At 68.9% G+C, this 18,051-nt stretch carries 19 protein-coding genes and 4 tRNA genes; 4 read left to right on the top strand and 19 right to left on the bottom strand.

Translation table 11 applies throughout. From position 1 onward, the window contains the following. Positions 1–28: 28 nt before the first annotated feature. The 9 genes from GY812_17200 to GY812_17160 form a co-directional block, all read right to left on the bottom strand. Positions 29–105: transfer RNA gene (locus GY812_17200), tRNA-Val, on the bottom strand. A gap of 59 nt (positions 106–164) precedes the next feature. Further along, positions 165–713, bottom strand: coding sequence for a hypothetical protein (locus tag GY812_17195; GenBank protein ID MCP4437217.1), 549 nt, complete (start codon positions 711–713; stop codon positions 165–167). A gap of 120 nt (positions 714–833) precedes the next feature. After that, a tRNA-Cys gene (locus GY812_17190) sits at positions 834–904 on the bottom strand. Between the two features lie 96 nt (positions 905–1,000). Then, a tRNA-Gly gene (locus GY812_17185) sits at positions 1,001–1,076 on the bottom strand. Positions 1,077–1,133: 57 nt separating this feature from the next. After that, on the bottom strand, positions 1,134–2,216 hold the full coding sequence (locus tag GY812_17180; protein ID MCP4437216.1) for a hypothetical protein: 1,083 nt from the start codon (positions 2,214–2,216) through the stop codon (positions 1,134–1,136). A 31-nt stretch (positions 2,217–2,247) separates the two neighbouring features. After that, a complete protein-coding gene (locus GY812_17175) occupies positions 2,248–2,892 on the bottom strand; it encodes a DUF4202 domain-containing protein (protein ID MCP4437215.1) in 645 nt (214 codons plus the stop codon). Then, entirely contained in the window at positions 2,885–3,115 is a 231-nt protein-coding gene (locus GY812_17170) for a hypothetical protein (protein ID MCP4437214.1), read from the bottom strand. The genes GY812_17175 and GY812_17170 overlap by 8 nt, the downstream gene beginning before the upstream one ends. Positions 3,116–3,169: 54 nt before the next feature. Further along, the gene (locus GY812_17165; protein ID MCP4437213.1) at positions 3,170–4,162 is read right to left on the bottom strand and encodes a hypothetical protein; all 993 of its coding nucleotides are present in this window, start codon (positions 4,160–4,162) and stop codon (positions 3,170–3,172) included. A gap of 155 nt (positions 4,163–4,317) precedes the next feature. Then, positions 4,318–4,392: transfer RNA gene (locus GY812_17160), tRNA-Pro, on the bottom strand. 93 nt (positions 4,393–4,485) lie between these two features. On the opposite strand from GY812_17160, the gene GY812_17155 reads away from it, so the two are divergent. After that, a complete protein-coding gene (locus GY812_17155; GenBank protein MCP4437212.1) occupies positions 4,486–5,343 on the top strand; it encodes a class I SAM-dependent methyltransferase in 858 nt (285 codons plus the stop codon). Positions 5,344–5,379: 36 nt separating this feature from the next. Here GY812_17155 and GY812_17150 read toward each other — a convergent pair whose 3' ends face one another. The 5 genes from GY812_17150 to GY812_17130 all read right to left on the bottom strand — a co-directional run bounded on the left by GY812_17150 (position 5,380) and on the right by GY812_17130 (position 11,014). Beyond that, complete coding sequence (locus GY812_17150) at positions 5,380–5,631, bottom strand: hypothetical protein (protein ID MCP4437211.1); 252 nt, start codon at positions 5,629–5,631, stop codon at positions 5,380–5,382. A gap of 11 nt (positions 5,632–5,642) precedes the next feature. Then, positions 5,643–7,169: an acyl-CoA carboxylase subunit beta gene (locus GY812_17145; protein ID MCP4437210.1), complete on the bottom strand. Its 1,527-nt coding sequence runs from the start codon at positions 7,167–7,169 to the stop codon at positions 5,643–5,645. Between the two features lie 14 nt (positions 7,170–7,183). Beyond that, a complete protein-coding gene (locus GY812_17140) occupies positions 7,184–8,176 on the bottom strand; it encodes a hypothetical protein (protein ID MCP4437209.1) in 993 nt (330 codons plus the stop codon). A gap of 71 nt (positions 8,177–8,247) precedes the next feature. Beyond that, positions 8,248–9,681, bottom strand: coding sequence for a ribosome biogenesis GTPase Der (gene der / locus GY812_17135; GenBank protein ID MCP4437208.1), 1,434 nt, complete (start codon positions 9,679–9,681; stop codon positions 8,248–8,250). Continuing rightward, positions 9,605–11,014 carry a DUF512 domain-containing protein gene (locus GY812_17130; GenBank protein MCP4437207.1) on the bottom strand — a complete coding sequence of 470 codons (1,410 nt, stop codon included), beginning with the start codon at positions 11,012–11,014 and terminating at the stop codon, positions 9,605–9,607. Before GY812_17130 ends, der begins: the two co-directional genes overlap by 77 nt. A 35-nt stretch (positions 11,015–11,049) precedes the next feature. Here GY812_17130 and GY812_17125 point away from each other — a divergent pair, with 35 nt between their 5' ends. The 3 genes from GY812_17125 to GY812_17115 all read left to right on the top strand — a co-directional run bounded on the left by GY812_17125 (position 11,050) and on the right by GY812_17115 (position 13,818). Beyond that, positions 11,050–12,219, top strand: a complete 1,170-nt coding sequence (locus GY812_17125) for a hypothetical protein (protein MCP4437206.1) — start codon at positions 11,050–11,052, stop codon at positions 12,217–12,219. A gap of 198 nt (positions 12,220–12,417) precedes the next feature. Next, a complete protein-coding gene (gene ispH, locus GY812_17120) occupies positions 12,418–13,389 on the top strand; it encodes a 4-hydroxy-3-methylbut-2-enyl diphosphate reductase (GenBank protein ID MCP4437205.1) in 972 nt (323 codons plus the stop codon). A gap of 30 nt (positions 13,390–13,419) precedes the next feature. Beyond that, positions 13,420–13,818 (top strand): hypothetical protein, encoded by a 399-nt coding sequence (locus GY812_17115; GenBank protein ID MCP4437204.1) that lies wholly within the window; start codon positions 13,420–13,422, stop codon positions 13,816–13,818. A gap of 45 nt (positions 13,819–13,863) precedes the next feature. Here GY812_17115 and GY812_17110 read toward each other — a convergent pair whose 3' ends face one another. The 5 genes from GY812_17110 to aroH form a co-directional block, all read right to left on the bottom strand. Further along, on the bottom strand, positions 13,864–14,550 hold the full coding sequence (locus tag GY812_17110) for a 1-acyl-sn-glycerol-3-phosphate acyltransferase (protein ID MCP4437203.1): 687 nt from the start codon (positions 14,548–14,550) through the stop codon (positions 13,864–13,866). After that, complete coding sequence (locus tag GY812_17105; GenBank protein MCP4437202.1) at positions 14,543–15,211, bottom strand: (d)CMP kinase; 669 nt, start codon at positions 15,209–15,211, stop codon at positions 14,543–14,545. Before GY812_17105 ends, GY812_17110 begins: the two co-directional genes overlap by 8 nt. 52 nt (positions 15,212–15,263) lie before the next feature. Next, positions 15,264–16,505: a 3-phosphoshikimate 1-carboxyvinyltransferase gene (aroA, locus tag GY812_17100; GenBank protein MCP4437201.1), complete on the bottom strand. Its 1,242-nt coding sequence runs from the start codon at positions 16,503–16,505 to the stop codon at positions 15,264–15,266. A 77-nt stretch (positions 16,506–16,582) separates the two neighbouring features. After that, positions 16,583–17,674, bottom strand: coding sequence for a prephenate dehydrogenase/arogenate dehydrogenase family protein (locus tag GY812_17095; protein MCP4437200.1), 1,092 nt, complete (start codon positions 17,672–17,674; stop codon positions 16,583–16,585). 4 nt (positions 17,675–17,678) lie between these two features. Continuing rightward, a complete protein-coding gene (aroH, locus tag GY812_17090) occupies positions 17,679–18,047 on the bottom strand; it encodes a chorismate mutase (GenBank protein ID MCP4437199.1) in 369 nt (122 codons plus the stop codon). Positions 18,048–18,051: the final 4 nt, after the last annotated feature.

Below are 18,051 nucleotides of genomic sequence, written 5' to 3'. Positions count from 1 at the left end.
GCCCTCCCGGGTTGCCGCCGTACTTGAGTGGTGGGCGTAACAGGACTTGAACCTGTGACCTCTTCCGTGTCGAGGAAGCGCTCTAGCCAACTGAGCTATACGCCCGGGGAGATGTGAGAGTAGCAGCAGCCCGTCGCGATGCCGGAACCGGCATCGGTGCACGCTCAGCGCGCAGCGTCGTCGGGGTCGTTCTGGGGCAGCACCGTGCCCAGCAGGACCATCAGCACGATGCCTGCCATGGTGAGCACCCAGATCCCCATTCCGGGGCCCGTACGACTGTTGGTGTCGCCAAGCGCCCACTCCAGCACGGGCAGCACGATCAACGCTGCTGATCCGACCCGTGCCCACCGTCGGCCGAGCTTGCGTCGACCCATCACCAGCAGCACCCCGCCGACCGCGAGGCACACGGCGATCAGGATCGCCACCCACCCGCGCCCGAAGGACCCGTCTGCATAACGCCAGCCGTTCTCGTCGGGGTTGAGGCCGGGGCCGAAGTCGCGCCACGACATGAGCGAGGCGAGAGCCGTGACCACAGAGGCGACGAGCAGCACGGCAGCCACCACGAGGTCGCGGGCCATCGACTGCTTGGGCGGTTGCTCCGCTACCGCTGGGGTGCCGCCCAGCGGAGAAGACGACACGAACCGACCCGACGGTGGAACCTGGGGCACCACGGGCGCATCCGGAGGCGCCCACTGTTGGCCCGGCTGTTCCATTGGTCCAGCATGCCAGAGCAGCGCACCTGGCCCACCGAGGCAGACTCCCTCTGCCAAGCGGATACTCAAGAACGCCCGTCGCGACAGGGCGAGCCCCGCCACGACGGGCGTTCCAGATCGAGGCGACGACGGGAATCGAACCCGTGTACACGGCTTTGCAGGCCGCTGCCTAACCACTCGGCCACGTCGCCAACGGCCCAAGGTTAGCGGCCGGCCGACTCCGTCCCCTCACCGCAAACAGCCCCACAACGCAAACGGCTCCCGGTGATGCCCGGGAGCCGTTTCGATGGAGCGGACGACGAGATTCGAACCCGCGACCTCAACCTTGGCAAGGTTGCGCTCTACCAACTGAGCTACGTCCGCAAGGCGACCGACTGTACCAGCCCGGATGCCGTCCCGGACAAACCGCGAAGGACCGTTCTAGGCGCCCTGTGTGCCGGTCGAGCGGGTGGCCGTGGCCCGGATTCGCTCGGCCAGGTCGACCGCGGCGGTCACGTCTGTGATGTCGTCCACACCGGTGAGGCGGTCACCCTGCACGAAGGTGATCGAGGCGACGTCACGGTCGTGGCGAAGGTGCACGAGCAGGTCGGGGCCGGGGATGAACTGATCGACCAGCGGCTTCCAGCGCCTCGCATTGGCCACCAGCACACGTGTGCTGGTGAGGGCGATGACCGCCGGATGACCCAGCAGGTGGCCGGCCACCAAGCCGAGCACGACTTCCTGCTCACCAAGCAGCGCGCCACAGACGGCGATCGGTGTGTCGCAGCGCTCGCGGTCCTCGGCGGCGAGTGACTCAACCGCTATCGACAGGCCGTGCTCGTCGGGCGTCGGCCGGTGGGCATGATCCGCCGGCTGGCCGGCGACGGGCTCGGCCGAAGTCGCCGTGGGCGGTGGCTGTTGAGGCGGAGGCTGTGGCGCAGCACCCGCGGGTCCGAACGGGCCGCCGGCATCCGGCGCAGCTGCGGGTTCAGCCGGCACGCCGGGCACAACAGGAGCGGTTGCCGCAAACGGAGAAGCAGCGTCCTCACCCTGGCGATGGCTGGTGCTCGGCGCATTGGCGCTGAACGGGCCACTCGAGCCATTGGCGGCGGGCTCGCCAGCCGGTGCGCCCGGGAGCGGCACGTCCGCAACGGGTGGAGGCGCCGGCTGTGGCTCTGCAGCGTAGGGGCCCGAGCCCATCGGGGGCGGAGCCTGGACCGGGCCCGGTTGGGCCGGCGGGTACTGCGGGGCCGCAGGCTGGGAGACGTCGACCACTTCCTCGGCTACGAGCTCCTCGGGAGGTGCCTCCGTGCTCCAGAGCGACTCCTTCACCCGGGGGGCGTTGGGGTCGACCATCTGGGCGTTGTCCGTGGCGACCGTGGTGAAGAGGTCGTCCTCCTGTGGGTCGCGCAGCTGCGCACCGCAGCCCACGCAAACCGAGGCTTCGAGCGCGTTGGATGTACGGCAGTAGGGGCAGGGCCACGCCCATGCGTCCTCGCCATGCATCTGCTCCGTGCTCGCCACTCATCCACTCCTTGCGGGTCTACCCTCAAGGCTATTGGGATTGAGGCCCATTCACTGCATCAATCGCACACGACAGGGTAGATCGACCCATCTCGCTCAACTCGATGGTACCGGCAGCGGCAACACCCGCCGGGGTCATCTTGCGCAGGGTCGAACCGAGCACTTCGGTGGCCCGCTGCTCCCCCAGCGACTCGACGAGGTCGTCGAGCTGGGTCTCGAGGAACACGAGGCAGAGTGCGTCCTCGTGGAGCTGCACTGACGGGTCGGCGCCGAGGCCGTCCTTGCGGATCGTGCGCTGGACCCGGTCGATGAAGCCGGCCGGTGCCCCGTGGGCCTCGAGGATCCCCGCGACCGCCTCAGCGTGAGCCTTCTTGGCGGCCGCCCGCCAACGTCGGTAGCCGGCGCGCCCCTCGTCATAGTCGGCACGCGGATGCTCCCAGCGACACAAATGGTGTGCCCTGGCAGCCACGAGCTGGGCCTGGTCGGGAGCGTCCGAGAGTCTGTGGACCCACTCGGTCATCATCTCGGCGTGCACGAGTTCCTTGGGCCCTCTGCGAGCGCCGTGTGTGAGCACGTTGGGGTCGGCCGAGTTGGCCTCGTCGATGGCAGCGATCACGGCGTCGAACTGCTCCGACGTCAGTTCGCCGGCCGCAGGCTGCGGCACCGGCTCAGCCATCGCCGGGGTCGGGGCGCAGGTCGATCCGCAGGGTGAGCACGCCGTCCTCGAGGCTGGCTTCGGCATCGCCGATGATGGCGAAGTCCTGGTGGTCGAGCTTCGCCTGGCGGATGAAGTCCTTGCGGGCCTCGCCCTCCACCGGCGGAAGCTGCCTGCGGCGCACGGCCTCCGCACGCTCGGCGAAGCGCTGCACCATCTCCTGGGGGTCGAAGGTGTCACTCATCGTTTCCTCACTATGACTCGGTACTGTGACTCGGTTGCGGTGCCGTGCCGGGGCTCAGGCGCCCAGGCCGCACCCATCGAAGTTGTTGGGCTGGGGACCGTACCCGGCCGCCTCCGCCCTCTGGCGGAACTCGACCAGGCCCGGCCGCTGTTCCATGAAGGAGTATCGCTCCTGTTGACCCGCAGTTGTGGCCGGCACCCGCAGCACCCAGGCCGAGAAGGACTCCGCGAAGTCCTCCTCGGGATTGCTCGCCGCATAGGCGCCGAAGAAGCCGGCGTCACCGTCACAGCGCTCCTGGCCGGCCGCAGCCGTTGCCTCGGCGGTCGGGTCGAACTCGCCCAGTTCGTCACCCCAGAACTGCTGGGCCCAGGCATTCATCACCGAGTCGGGCAGGTAGCAGCCCTCACCGTTGTCATAGGTGAAGCAGTCCTCCGGCATCATCGTTCGGTCGATCTGGGTGGGCAACGCGGTGAACACGTGGGCGAACTCGTGCACCATCGTGAGGGTGAACTCGTCGGGCAGCGCTTCGGCCTCGTCGAGGTTCACCGACATCTGGAACTCGTCGACGTCCTCACGCCCGTTGACGAAGGCCAGGGTGACCTCGTCGCCCTCATCGGTCCCGGCGAACCCGCCGAACAGGGCGAGGTCGCGAAGCTGGCCGCCGGGCACGATCGCGCTAAGGATCTCCCACGCCTGGGTCAGTGTCGGATCGTCGCCACCGAAGCAGGTGGCGCCGAGGTTGCCGTCCACCACATAGTGGGCGGCAACGAACTGGAACTCGCCTGTGTCATCGAGTCCCTCGACGCTGCAGTCCACGTCGTCGCGGGTGAGTGTGGGGTCGACACCTCCCCCGGTGAGCGACCCGGGCTCATCCTCGGGCTCTCCCCCACCTTCGTCGGGGTAGGGCAAGCCGTCCGAGGAATCCACCTCGGCTTCCGGAGCGGGGCTGGACGTGTCGCCCGGCTCCTCGGGGTCCGCACATGCGCTCGCGATCAACCCGGGCGCCGCCAGCAACGCAACTGCGAGTCTCCACCTCGTGGCTCCCATCTTCGACCCTCCGCTGACCGCTCCTGGCCAACCGGGGCCGGACCGACCGGACCGACCCGTTTCGTTGGTGCTGAATCACGCTAGCGGTGATTCAGCACCAACAAAGCGACCGGAAGACGCGGCGAAACCCGCTCCGAAGAGCGGGTTTCGTTCCGTCGGGCTGGGGAGATTCGAACTCCCGACCTCTTGACCCCCAGTCAAGCGCGCTAACCAAGCTGCGCCACAGCCCGGGGAGCAGCCATCGTAGCCCGACGCGCACGGCCCCACTGAACCCGCGATCCGCGGCTTCTGGCACGCGAGGCCCCGCTGTTACCCTGCGATGCGTGGAACCCATCGACTGCCCGCTGTGCGGTGCGAGCGGCGCCGAGACGGTGTGGCATGAGGACGGCTATGACCTGGTTCGCTGTGGCACCTGTGACCTCGTCTACGTGGGCAACCCACCCGATGAGGCCGAGATCGCCCAGCTCTACTCCTTCGACGGCGGATTCCACACCCAGTTGGCCGACGACTCCGACAGCGCCAGCTCGGCCACCGACGCCAACGCCCGGCACCACCTCGACGTGATCGAGGCCACCCAGAGCCCTGGACGCCTGCTCGACGTGGGCTGTGCGACCGGTCGCTTCCTCGACGTTGCCCGCAAGCGCGGCTGGACGGTCGAGGGCGTGGAGCTCAACGACGACACGGCCGAGATCGCCCGTGGCAGCGGCCTGAGCGTCACGACAGGCACGCTTGACAGCCTCGACGCCGGCGCCGCATTCGACGCCATCACCATGTGGGACGTCATCGAACACGTCCCCGACCCTCTCAGCCTCCTTCGCGACGCCCACAGGCTGCTCGCACCCGGCGGCCGGCTGTGGCTCGCCACCCCCAACGTGGACGGCCTTTTCCCAACCGCGGCACTGAAGGTGGCGCCGCGCGTCGGCAAGTGGCCCCACCCCGAGCCGCCCTACCACCTGTGCCAGTTCTCCGAGCGCACGCTGCGCCAGGCCCTCGGCCGCGCGGGCTTCGGACGCGTCGACGTGACCCATGAACGCATACCGCTCGGCTACACCTTCGGGTCGCGCCAGCAGCTTCTCTCCCAACCGAAGCGGCTGGCCTACAGCGCCGTGTTCGCTCCGCTGGCCCTGGCCGGGCCGAAGATCCGCCGTGGCGACACGATGATCGTGTCCGCCCGCGCCTGAACCGGCACATCCCGCCGCCCGGCGGACCCACCGCTGTCAGATCAGCCAGTCGATGCCCTGGATCAGCCGCCATCCCAGGTAGGCGACCACCGCCGCAACCAGCACCCAGAAGTGCCACGGGGCCTTGACCCGCTGGTCGGGCCCGGTCTCGTCGCGGCCAGCCGCGGACGACTGCACGATCGCAGGGGCATCACCGGGTTCGGCCACGTGGTGACCTGACGGGCAATCACCGTCGGTCGTGAGCGTGGAGGGCGTGTAGAAGCGGTTGCACTGCTCGCACCAGGGCATGGCGACGATCCTCAGACGGGCGGCACGCCGTGTCGTCGGTGCGAGAACGTGCGGTCCTTGCCCGAGGCACGGGTGAGTCGCTGGTTGACCTCGTCGCGTAGGTCCTCCCACTCCACGAGCCCGTCGATCACCAGCTCGGAGGCCAGGCGGAGCAGGTCGACGTCTTCTTCGTAGATGCGCCGCTGCTCTGCCACGAAGGCTTCGCGCTCGGCCTCGTCCTCGATCGCGGCGATCTTGTTGGCGAACACGGCGTTGACCGCAGCCTCGGGGCCCATCACGGCGATCTTCGCCGGCGGCAGGGCGATCGTGGCGACCGGGTCGAACGCCGGGCCACACATCGCGTAGAGCCCGGCGCCGTAGGCCTTGCGCACGATCACCGACACCTTCGGCACGGTTGCCTCGGTCACGGCGGTGATCATCTTGGCGCCGTGGCGGATGATGCCCTGGCGCTCAACCTGGGTGCCGATCATGAAACCGGGCACATCGGCCAGGAACACGAGAGGGATCCCGAAGGCGTCACACAGCCAGATGAAACGTGCCGCCTTGTCGGCGGAGTCGACGAAGAGGACCCCGCCCTTGTGCATCGGGTTGTTGGCGAGCACGCCGACGGGACGGCCTTCGAGCAGGCCGAGGCCGACGATCAACTCGGGGGCGAACTGCGGCTTGATCTCGAAGAACGAATCCGCGTCGACCAGACCGTCGATCACGTCGTGCATGTCGTAGCCGGCGGTCTCCTCCTCCGGCACGATCGAGTCATCCAGATCACGGCCCGGAGGGTGCGGTGCGTAGCTCGGCAGGTCCTCGGTCCAGCGCTGGGGCACGTACGACAGGTACTCCCGCGCCTGCTCGATCGCATCCTCGTCGTCGACCGCGAGGTTGTCACCACATCCGGACACGGTGGCGTGCATGCGGGCGCCGCCGGTCTCCTCGAGTGTGGCCTGCTCACCGATCACCATCTCGGCCATGCGGGGCGAACCGAGGTACATCGAGGCGTTGCCCTCGACCATGATCACGATGTCGCAGAAGCTCGGGATGTAGGCGCCACCGGCCGCTGACGGACCGAACAGACAGCACACCTGGGGCACCATGCCCGACAGGCGGATCTGGTTGGCGAAGATGCGCCCGGCACCACGGCGACCCGGGAACAACTCCACCTGGTCGGTGATGCGGGCTCCGGCAGAGTCGACCAGCCACACCACGGGCAGCTCGTCGCGCAGCGCGGTCTCGGTGAGCCGCACGATCTTCTCAACCGTGCGGGCACCCCACGAACCGGCCTTCACCGTGGGGTCGTTGGCCATCACACACACCGGGCGGCCATCGACCTCGCCGACTCCTGTGATCACACCGTCGGCCGGGAGGTTGGGGTCGTGGTTCTCGGTGTAGGGAGCGTTGGCGAGCAGCTGGTCCTCGACGAACGAGCCGGGATCACAGAGCAGGTCGATGCGGGCGCGGACCCACAGCTTGTTCTGCGCAGCCAACTTCTCGGCGCCCCGCTCCAGGTTGCCTGCGCGCGCACGGGCCACGGCGGCCCGCAGCATGTCAGCGTGGGTGCTCACCCGACCCCGACGAGGTCGACGGTGAAGACCAACACGCCCTCAGGCTGGCCAGGCTCGTTGTCGTAGGCCTGTTGGGTTGGTATCACGAGCGTTCTGCGGCCGCCGACCTTCATGCCCACGAGGCCGTCGGACCAGCCCTGGATGACGCCGTCGAGGCTGAAGTCGATGGGAGCTCCGCGGTCCCACGATGAGTCGAACTGCTCCGAGTCGACCGCTGTGACCCCGGTGTAGTGGGCCACGACGGTGTCGCCCGGGCACACGATCTGGCCGTCTCCGACGACGTCGTCGATCACGACGAGTTCCTCGGTCTCGACCGTGCCCTCGGGAGCTGCAACGTCTGGGGCCCCGCGCTCCTCGGCAGCAGCAAGCGCGTCCGGGTCGGTCTCGGCGGTACTGGACTCGACCTCGTCGGACACCGACACGAGGTCGACCACGAACACCAGGTCGTCGTCGGCGCCTATGCCGGTCTCCTCCGGCGGAGCACCACCGGCTGCATCCGACGCCGAGACCGTGAAGGCGCGACGGCCACCGACCTTCATGCCCTCGAGCGCCTGGCCGAACCGCTCGAAGGTCTGGTTTACCGGCACGGGGACCGTCTGGCCCCTGGCCCAGCTCGACTCGAGCTCGGAACCATCGGCGGGGTTGATGATCACGTAGTGGATCTCGGCGGTGCCGCCGGGATTCACCTCGTCGCCCTCTCCCTCGATCAGGTCGACGGGATCGTCGCCGCTGACCTCTTCGGCCACGGACGGGTCGGGCGCGCCGCGGTCCTCGACCTCGGCGGCAGCACTGTCGCCTTCGCCCTCATCCACTTCGCACTCTGCGGGCACGCCGGCCGCCGACTCACCGTCGCCGCCATCGTTCGCCTCACCTTCAGAGTCGGCCTGCTCCGTGTCATCGGAGTTGCCGCCTTCGTCACTGCTGCAGGCGCCTGCAACGAGCACCGCTGCCAGCAGCAGGGCGAGTAGTCGGAGAATGGTTGACTTCATGTTCCTGGTCACCCGCACAGTCTGGCCGAAGGTCGCTGACGCCGCCGCACCCGCAAGGCGTCAGCGGGCGCTCACCCGCGGCGCCTCACGCGCAGCTTCAGCGGGGTGCCGCCCAGGTCGAACGCCTCACGGAGACTCCGCTCCAGGTAGCGCAGGTAGCTGGCCGGCAGCTCCTTGTTGGTGAACAGTGTGAACGTTGGCGGATCGGTGGCGCCCTGGGTGGCATACAGCACCCTGCCTCCATGGGGTGCAGGCTGGGCCTGCTGCGCGCGGCGAAGCGCATCGTTCACGTCCCGGGTGGGGATCCGCGTTCGGTAGGCATCGATCGAGCCAGACAGCGCCGGCAGCAGTCGGTGCACCCCCTTGCCCGACAGCGCCGAGATCTTGAGCACTGAGGGTTCTCCAAGGAAATGGAGCTTGCGGGTGACCTGGGTGTCCACGTCGGCGCGCGCCTCGGCGTCGAGCAGCTCCCACTTGTTGAGCACCACCAGCACGGGGCAGCCGGCCCCGTCGACCCGCTCGGCGAGCCGCTGGTCCTGGTGGGTGACCCCTTCGGTGGCGTCGATCACGAGCATGGCCACATCTGCGGTGTCGACAGAACGCAACGCGCGCACCATCGAGAAGTACTCGGTGCCCTCATCGATGCGCGACTTGCGGCGCATCCCGGCGGTGTCGACGAAGCGGATCGGCCCGGCATCGGTGTCGACCACGGTGTCCACCGAGTCGCGGGTCGTTCCCGGCATGTCGTGCACGACGGCCCGGTCCTCGCCGGTGAGCCGATTGAACAGGGTCGACTTGCCCACATTCGGCCTACCCACGAGCGACACCGAGACGATCGGCTCGGGCACTCCCTCCGATCCGCCGCTCAGCGCGGAGTCGTTGTCGCCGTGCCCGCCCTCGTCGGCCGGGGGCTCGAGCCCGTCGAGCACATCGACGACCTGGTCGAGCAGGTCGCCCGTGCCCCGGCCGTGCAGTGCGGACACCGCCACCGGTTCGCCGAGACCAAGCGCCAGCAGGTCCCAAACCGCAGCTTCGTGCACCTCGTCGTCGACCTTGTTGGCTGCGAGCAGCACTGGTTTGCCCATGCCGCGCAGCAACGTGGCGACCCGGTCGTCCTCGTCGGTCACGCCGACTGTCGAGTCGACCAGCATCACGACCACATCAGCATCGGCCAGGGCCGCCTCCGACTGGGCCGACACCTTCTTGTCGAGCGAGCTGCCGCCGGCGAGCCAGCCACCGGTGTCGACGAGGGTGAACTCGCGACCGCGCCAGTCGGCGGCGACCGCGAGCCGGTCGCGGGTGACCCCCGGCTTTTCCTCCACGATCGCGAGGCGCCGCCCCACTATGCGGTTGAGCAGCGTGGACTTGCCCACATTCGGGCGCCCCACGATCGCAACGGTGGGCACGGAGGGGTCGATGAGGCGGTCGTCAGCCACCTGCGCTCCCCTCGGCCGCCACGCCGGCTTCCCGCCTGCCGCCCAGCGCCTCGCGAAGGGCGACACCATCGGTCGCCACCACCTCCACCGGCCGCGGCAGGTCGTCCGGTGACATGCCGTCGAGGAACACGCCACGTGACAGGCACACGTCCGGCAACAGGTAGCGGTCGCCCTCGGGCTGGTCGGCCAACACCCGTGCAACGTCCTCGCCGACCATCAGGCCGGTGACTCCGATGTTGCCGCCGAAGTAGTCGTTGCCCACGGCAACCACCCGGACGTCGTCACGATCGAGGGTGGCCACCAGCGGTTCCAGCACCGCGGCACCGTAGGTGCCGGTGAGAACTGCGGTTGCACCACGCCGTGGCGAGCCGATCTGCACGGGGGTGGTGGTCGCCTCAGCGGCGCGTGGAGCGCGGTAGCCGGCGGCAGGTGCGCCATCCACCCAATCGAAGAATCCCGGCTGCGTGCCGATGCCGCGGTCGACCGCGCCGGCGAACTCCAGCTCGAAGGCACGGGCCATGCCGATGCCGTCCTCGTGCATGCCGAAGTCGCCGTACTCCTCAGCAGCGGGGAACGGCATGCCGGCCAGCAGGTAGTACTCGTCGGCTGCGTGCACCATCGGCCGTCCGATCGCCTCGCGGAACATCGCCCGAGCCGCCTCGACCTGGGCCACGACCTCCTTCGCCTCGGCCTCGGTGTGGGCCCGCATCGCGGGCTCGGTGCTGTGCCGACTCACCCCGAGGGGCACCACCGCCACGTCGGCCAACTCCGGGTACTCGTCCAGGATGCCGAGGAACGTGGCGTCCAGGGCCTCGCCGTCGTTGCGGCCGGGGCAAACCACCACCTGGCCGTGCACCTCCACACCGGCTTCGAGCAGTGCCCGCAGCCACCGGAGGCTCATCGCACCGCGGCGGTTGCGCAGCATCTCCGAGCGCAGGTCGGGGTCCGTGCTGTGGATCGATACGTACAGCGGCGACAGCCCCTCTGTGACGACCCGTTCAAGGTCTGCCTCGGTGAAGCGGGTGAGTGTGGTGAAGTTCCCGTAGAGGAACGAAAGGCGGTAGTCGTCGTCCTTGAGGTACAGGCTGCGGCGCATGTCGGGCGGCAGCTGGTAGATGAAGCAGAACTCGCAGTGGTTGTCACACGTGCGCACCTCGTCGAACACCGGTGAGTCGATCTCGACACCCAACGGCGTGCCCGGCTCCTTGTGGACCTCGAAGTCGAGCTCGATGCCCCCGCGTCGCACCTCGAGGTCGACTTCGGGCTCGTCGGTCAGCCACCGGTACTCGATCACGTCGCGCACGGGCCGGCCACTGACCGACAGAAGTTCGTCGCCCGGCTCCAGGCCTGCGGCTGCGGCGGGAGAACCGGGCGCGACCGAGGAGACGAGGGCGTTGCGCACTGCGGCAATCGTATCGGTCTGCAAGAATGCAGCCCATGGCAGGGCGAACCATCAGATCCGTAGCAGTGTGCGTCGCCGCGTTGGCAGTGGTGGCGGTGGCGTGTGTTCCAGCGCCACCCGAACCCGCGACCGGACCATCGCCCAATGACGCTCCGCGTGCTGCCGAGGCCGCATATGTGGGCTCGGGGCCCTACGCCGCAGGGGTCACGACCCTGAGCCTCGGCGACCGCGAGATGGAGGTCTGGTACCCGGCGGATCCGGCGGACGTCGTCGGGGTGCCCCGCGACGTCTACTTCGTGCGCGACTTCATCAACCAGGCCTTCGACGACCTGCTCGACCCGTCGGTCGACCCGCCTTTCGAGACCGACGCCCACCGCGACGTACCCGCTGCGTCGGCCGGCGGCCCGTACCCGCTGGTTCTGTTCAGCCACGGCTTCGCCGGGTTCCGCCTCACCAGCACCTTCCTCACCACCCACCTGGCCAGCTGGGGCTTCGTGGTCATCTCACCTGAGTACCTCGAGCGCGGCCTCAAGTCGGTGCTCGGCGACCCGGTGCCCAACCGGCGCAGCGACCGCGTGGTGGCTGATGAAGCGATCACGGCCGCCGCGGATGCCTCCGCAGCACCGGACGGATTGCTCGAAGGGATCGTCGACTCCTCCGAGGTGTTCCCGATCGGCCACTCGGCCGGTGGCGGCACCTCACTGCGGCTGCTGACCCGCGCCGACGTCAACGCAGTGATACCGATGGCGTCGGGCATCTCCGAGCTGAGCCTGATCCAGGGCAACGCTCCCGTGCTGCCGCCTGGCAAGTCGATCAGCTGGATCGCCGGGCGCCGCGACGGCATTGCGTCGGTGGCCAACGCCCGCACGGGCTTCACCTACACACCCGGCCAACGCCGGCTCGTCGAACTGGATCGCTCCGGTCACAACAACGCGTTCACCGACCTGTGCGAGATCGGCGACGGCGGCGTGGCCGCCCTGGCCCTGGCCAGCGGCCTGCCCATACCGCCGAGCCTGCTGGCGCTCGGCAACGACGGCTGCCCCACCCCCGCCTTCGCACCCTCGCCCGAGGTGTGGGCGGAGGTGCGGCACTTCGTGACGGCCGAGCTGCGCTTCCGCTCCGGACTCGACCCTGACCCGGTAGGCCTTGGCGACGGTGTCGTGGGCGCCCTCGACGACGTGCTCGTGTACCGCCACGACCCCTGAGGAGCCAAGCGGACGAGCGAGACGACCAATGAGCCAGCAGCGGTGTCTCGGGGGGTGCGCCGAGCAAGGAAGAAGCGGCCACCTGCTTGGGGCCCATGCCCCCGGGGCTCCTCGGTACCCTTGTCGGTCGTGACCGAAGCCCCCGGAGTCGACCGCGTACTGCTCGCCGCACCCCGAGGCTTCTGCGCGGGCGTGGAGATGGCCATCAAGGCACTGGCCTGGATGGTGCGCGCCTTCGAGCCGCCGGTGTACTGCTACCACGAGATCGTGCACAACCAGATTGTCGTGCGACGCTTCGAGGACCTGGGCGTGGTGTTCGTGGACGACATCGCCGTTGTCCCACCAGGCCGCCCGATCATGCTCTCAGCGCACGGGTCGGCCCCCGAGGTTGTCGAAGCTGCCCGGGACACCGGCGGTTTCGTGGTCGACGCCGTCTGCCCTCTGGTCACCAAGGTGCACCACGAGGTGAAGGTGCGCGCCCGCAAGGGATACGACATCGTGTACGTCGGCCATGAAGGCCACGAAGAAGCCGTGGGCACGATGGCGGTGGCTCCCGACGCGATCCACCGGGTCGAGTCGATCGAGGAGGTCAAGGCGCTGCCCGAGCTCGAGACCCCGGTGGCGCTGCTGGCCCAGACGACCCTGTCGCACCGCGACTGGGCTGAGGTGGCCGACGCCACCAAGGACCGGTTCCCGGACACATGGATGCCGGGTCGCAGCGACCTCTGCTTCGCCACCACCAACCGCCAGACCGCCCTGCTCGAGATCGCTTCGCGCTGCGACGCCGTTGTGGTGATCGGGTCGGCCAACTCCTCCAACACGCGGGCGCTCGAGAAGTTGGCCGTCGAAGCCGGCTGCCCCCAGGTGCTCCGTGTCAACTCGACCGAGGAGCTGCCGGAGCTGTCCGGCACGGTCGGTGTGACCGCAGGCGCGTCGGCGCCCGAGGAGCTCGTGGAGAGCGTCATTGCCCGCCTGGCGCCGCGCAACGGCACCGAGGAGGTGCGGGTGACCGACGAGGAGGAGTACTTCCCTCCCCCGCGCTCACTGCGTGACCTGCTCGCTGCGATCGACACCGTCGGCTCCATCGGCCTCGGCGGCGATCCGAATGCGACACCGGCGGTCAACGACCGCGACCGGCCGGCGTCCGACGTGCTTGCCGAACTCGCCTGATCCTGCCCGCTTCGGGCAGGATCGTCGGTCGTGGACACCCTCGACACCTTCAGACTGTTCCTGCACGTCCTCGCCGCCTCGGTCTGGGTCGGCGGCCAGATCGTGCTCGCCGGGCTCGTACCCACAGTGCGTTCCCTCGACCCCGAGGGCCCGAAGAAGGCCGCCCGGGCCTTCAACCGACTGGCCTGGCCCGCCTACGGGGTGGCGGTCGTTACGGGACTGTGGAACATCCTGGCGGTCGACCTCAACTCGATCCCGCACCCGGAGGTGGAGATCAAGGTCCTGGTGGTGCTGCTATCGGGCGTGGGTGCCGTGATCCACCAGATGGCGCGCGGCAACAAGGCGATGCTGGCGATCGGCGGCGCCATGAGCTCCCTGTTCGGCGCCGCCGCCCTGTGGGTTGGCATCGCCATGTCACCCGTCGTCTGACCCATGCACAACCGCCCCGCCGCCCGCGGTCTCGGCTCTGGCAGATCAGCGCACGTCGTCGTAGAGGTCCTGGATCGACTCGCGGAGCTTCGCCGTGGTCTCTGCGACCACTCGGCGCGGGACTCGACCGGTGAGGGGCACGTCGGGATAGATCGGCTCGCCGATGACAACCTTCACCTTGGCGAAGCGGATCATCTTCGAGCCGATCGGCATCGCCTTGTCGGAGCCCCCGATGCCCACCGGAACGATCGGCACCCGTGCACGGCAGGCCACGAAGGCCGGGCCGGCGTGCAGGTCCTCCACCACCGGGCCTTCGCGGCGTTGGCCCTCGGGGAACATCACGATCGGCTCACCAGCAGCAACCGACTCCTCTGCCTTGCGCAACGCCGTGCGGTCAGCGCCTTCGCGATCCACCGGGAACGCTCCCATCATTTCGAGGAACCTGCCGAAGCGTGGCGCCTTCCACAGCGAGTCCTTGGCCATGAACCGCACTCGCTGCTTCACAGTCATCCCGGCAAGCAGGAAGTCCACGTAAGAGCGGTGCACCGGGCTCAACACGAACGGTCCGACTGTCGGCAAACGGTCCCTGCCCACCACCTCGAAGCGCCAGATGAGCGTGGCCAGGAACACCCCGAGTCCCCGAAGGAACCGGTAGATGAAGTCGCCCAGCGGCGTCACCGGCTTCAGGTGCTCGTCGGGGTCGGGGTGCGGGTCGGTTCCGGACTCAGCCATGTTCGCCCTGCGCACGCTTCGCCAGCCGCTCCTCGACCATCTGCACGATCACGTCCACGACCCCATCGATCTCCAGGTCGGATGTGTCGACCGTGACGGCGTCACCGGCAGTGGCGAGCGGGCTGTCATCGCGACCCGAATCGGCTGCGTCACGGCGTGCGATGTCGGCGGCGACCTCGTCGTAGTCGAGGTCGGTCATCTCCTTGGCGCGGCGCCGGGCCCGCACCTCCGCCGATGCTGTCAGGTACACCTTGAGCAGGGCGTCGGGGAACACCACCGTGCCAATGTCGCGCCCCTCGATCACGCCTCCGCCACGTTCCAGCGCCCAGGCCCGCTGGCGTGCGCGCAACTCCTCGCGCACCTCGCTGTTGGCGGCCACCATCGACACCGCCCGGGTGACCTCGGGGCCACGGATCTCCAGCGTCGCGTCTATGTCGTCGACGCGCACGCCTGCATTATCGACCTCGATGTCGATCGCACGTGCCAGCGCGGCGACCGCCTCCGGCTCATCGGGATCGATGCCCTGGCGGATCGATGCAAAGGCGACAGCGCGGTACATCGCCCCGGTGTCGAGGTAGGTCAGGTCCAGCCGGTCCGCGAGCAGCCTGCCGACGGTGGACTTGCCCGAGCCTGCTGGCCCATCGATGGCGATCACGAGCATCCGGCCATCCTAAGCACCCACGGATCGCCAGCGGCCAACCCCACGGCGCGGATCACCTCAGCGAGTCGACCGTGCCCCAGAAGCGGGGGAACGTCTTGGCCACACATGCCGGATCCGCGATCGACAGGCCGCCGGCGGCGAGGCCGAGCACGGCGAAGCTCATGGCCATCCGGTGATCGTCGTAGGTCTTCACGACAGCCGGTGATGGCGTGCCGGGCTGCACGGTGAAACCGTCGGGGTCCTCGGTGGCATCCACCCCGAGCCGTCCGAGCTCTGTCACCACCGCTGCGATGCGATCGGTCTCCTTGCCGCGGATGAAGCCGATGCCGTCGACCGTGGTGGGGCCATCAGCGAGCGGTGCGATCGCGCCGAGGGTCTGGGCCGTGTCAGAGATCTGTGACATGTCCACGTTCACGCCGTGCAGCTGCCCCGTGCCGACCACCTGCGTGGTCGATCCGGTCTGGGTGACCGACGCCCCCATCTGGGCCAGCACGTCCACGAAGCCCACGTCGCCCTGCAGCGACTCGGACCCGAGCCCCTCGATGGTGAGGTCACCTCCGGTGACTGCAGCCAATGCCAGGAAGTAGGAGGCGGCCGACGCGTCGGGCTCGACGGTGTAGTTGCGGCCCTCGTAGCCGCCGGGTTGCACCTCGATCGTCCGCAACCCGTCGCCTCGCTCGACGCGGGCACCGAACGCCTCCATCACCCGCAGCGTCATCTCCACATAGGGCTGTGACACCAGCTCGGTGGTGACGGTGACACGGAGCCCCCTGCGCATCACCGGAGCGGCGAGCAGCAGACCCGAGAGGAACTGGCTCGAAGCATCCCCGCGCACTTCGACCGATCCGCCGCGCACGCCGCGATCGCCACCTGACAGCTCAACGGGCAGCTTTCCTTCCTCGCCGAGTGGCTCGACGGTCGCTCCCAGCGCCCGAAGCGCTTCCCAGAGGTCACCCATGGGCCGGGCGCGCAGCTGCGCGGCACCGTCGAGCACGACCGTTGCAGACCCGAGCACGCTCAGCGGCGCGATGAACCGTGATGTGGTGCCCGACATGCGGGCGTCCAGAACTCCGCCGGACACGGGTGCGGGGCCGTCGGCCCCCTCGACCATGATCGTGGGCGAGTCGCTGGCCGCTCCCTGAACCGAGCTACGGACGCCGAGCGAAGCCAGGCAGCCGAGCATCGCCTCGGTGTCGTCCGACAGCAGCGCCCCGTTGATCATCGAGGTGCCCTCGGCCAGCGCGGCACAGATCAGCGCACGGTTGGTGATCGACTTGGAACCGGGCAACGCCACTGTTCCGGTCGGCGGCTCGTCGAGCGGAATGACCACGAGCGGATCGGGAAGGCTGCCCGGACCAGGGGCTGCTGTGCTCACGTGAGGTCGCCCAGGGGGTGCACCGAGCCGTGCCGGCCACCGGCCTCGAGGGCCTCCACGAAGCCTGCGGCGGATTCCTCGGCCACCACCAGGATCAGCAGGCCGCCGGGAAGCTCGGCTGCGTGTGCGACCTCGATGTCGTAGACGTTGACACCCAGGTCGGTCGCAAGCGCCGTTATGGCCGCCAACTCACCGGGACGGTCCGGAACGGGAATGCGAACCTCGGCCAGCAGGTCGGGAGCCGGTGCACCCACCGGCAGGCTGATGCGGGCGGCCTGGGCCTCGGCGAGGCGTTCACGCAACTCCTCGGCCCTTCCATCGGCCACGATTCCCCGCATGATGCCCAGCGAGTCGAGCAGGCCGTCCATCACCTCGATGATCGCATCGCGGTTGTCGCGGCAGATGTCGATCCAGATGCCGGGGTCACCACCTGCAATGCGCGTCATGTCACGGAACCCGCCGGCGGCAAGTCGCAGCAATGCTGCGTGTTCCACCGATCGCTCGTTGGCCACACCCATCAACGTGGCGGCGGTGAGGTGCGGCACGTGTGAAACGGTGGCCACCAGGCGGTCGTGCTGCGCCGGGGCGAGGGTCACCACATCGGCACCCAATGCCCGCACGGTCTGGTGCACCAGTGTGAGCGCAGCCGGGTCCGTGTTGTCAGTGGGGGTCAACGCCCATGTCGCCCCCTCGAACAGGTCGGGACGGGCCCCGCCAACACCCAGCGCCTCGGAACCGGCCATCGGGTGGCCGCCCACGAACCGTGGGTGGTCGACCGCCGCCACTACCGGCGCCTTGACGCTTCCGACGTCGGTGACGACCCCGCCGCGCTCGAGTGCGGTGTGAGCCGCAGCGGGCACGGCACCCACGGGTACGGCGACAACGGTCAGCTCGGCATCGGGGTCGTCGCCCACTGCGTCGATCACGCCCATCTCGACCGCGAGGGCGAGTGTCGCCTCGTCGGCATCAGTGCCGCTCACATGCCAGCCACGCGACCGAAGCGCAGCTGCGACCGAACCTCCGATCAGGCCGGTGCCCACCACCGCGGCGCGACGCTGGGCGGGCTCCGCTGGCGCGGCAGGGCTCATGAGGTCACTCCGGCAGGTCGTCGCGCAGTCCGCGGGCACCTTCCAGGTACACGTGGCGCATCTCGGAACGCTTCTTGTCGGAGTTGAGGTGCATCATCACCCGCACACAACGCGGCGTGCTGCCGTCGACCTCCAGCTCCCGAGCGCACAGCAGTGGGACGTCTCCAAGGCCCATGCGCCGCGCTGCCAGCGCAGGAAACCCGCAGTGGAGGTCGTCGGTAGCGGTGAAGATGATCGAGACGAGGTCGTCGTGGTCGACGGCGTTGCGCCCGAGCATCTCTGTGAGCAGCTCGGTGACGCGCTCCACCATGTGTGGCTCATCGTCGATGTCGAGTGTTGTGGCGCCCCGCAGCGCAAGGATTGATCCGGGCATCGCA

The sequence above is a fragment of the Actinomycetes bacterium genome (assembly GCA_024222295.1).
Lineage (GTDB): Bacteria > Actinomycetota > Acidimicrobiia > Acidimicrobiales > Microtrichaceae > JAAEPF01.
Note: the sequence above shows the minus strand (reverse complement) of the source record. Positions and strands in the feature narration are given on the sequence as shown.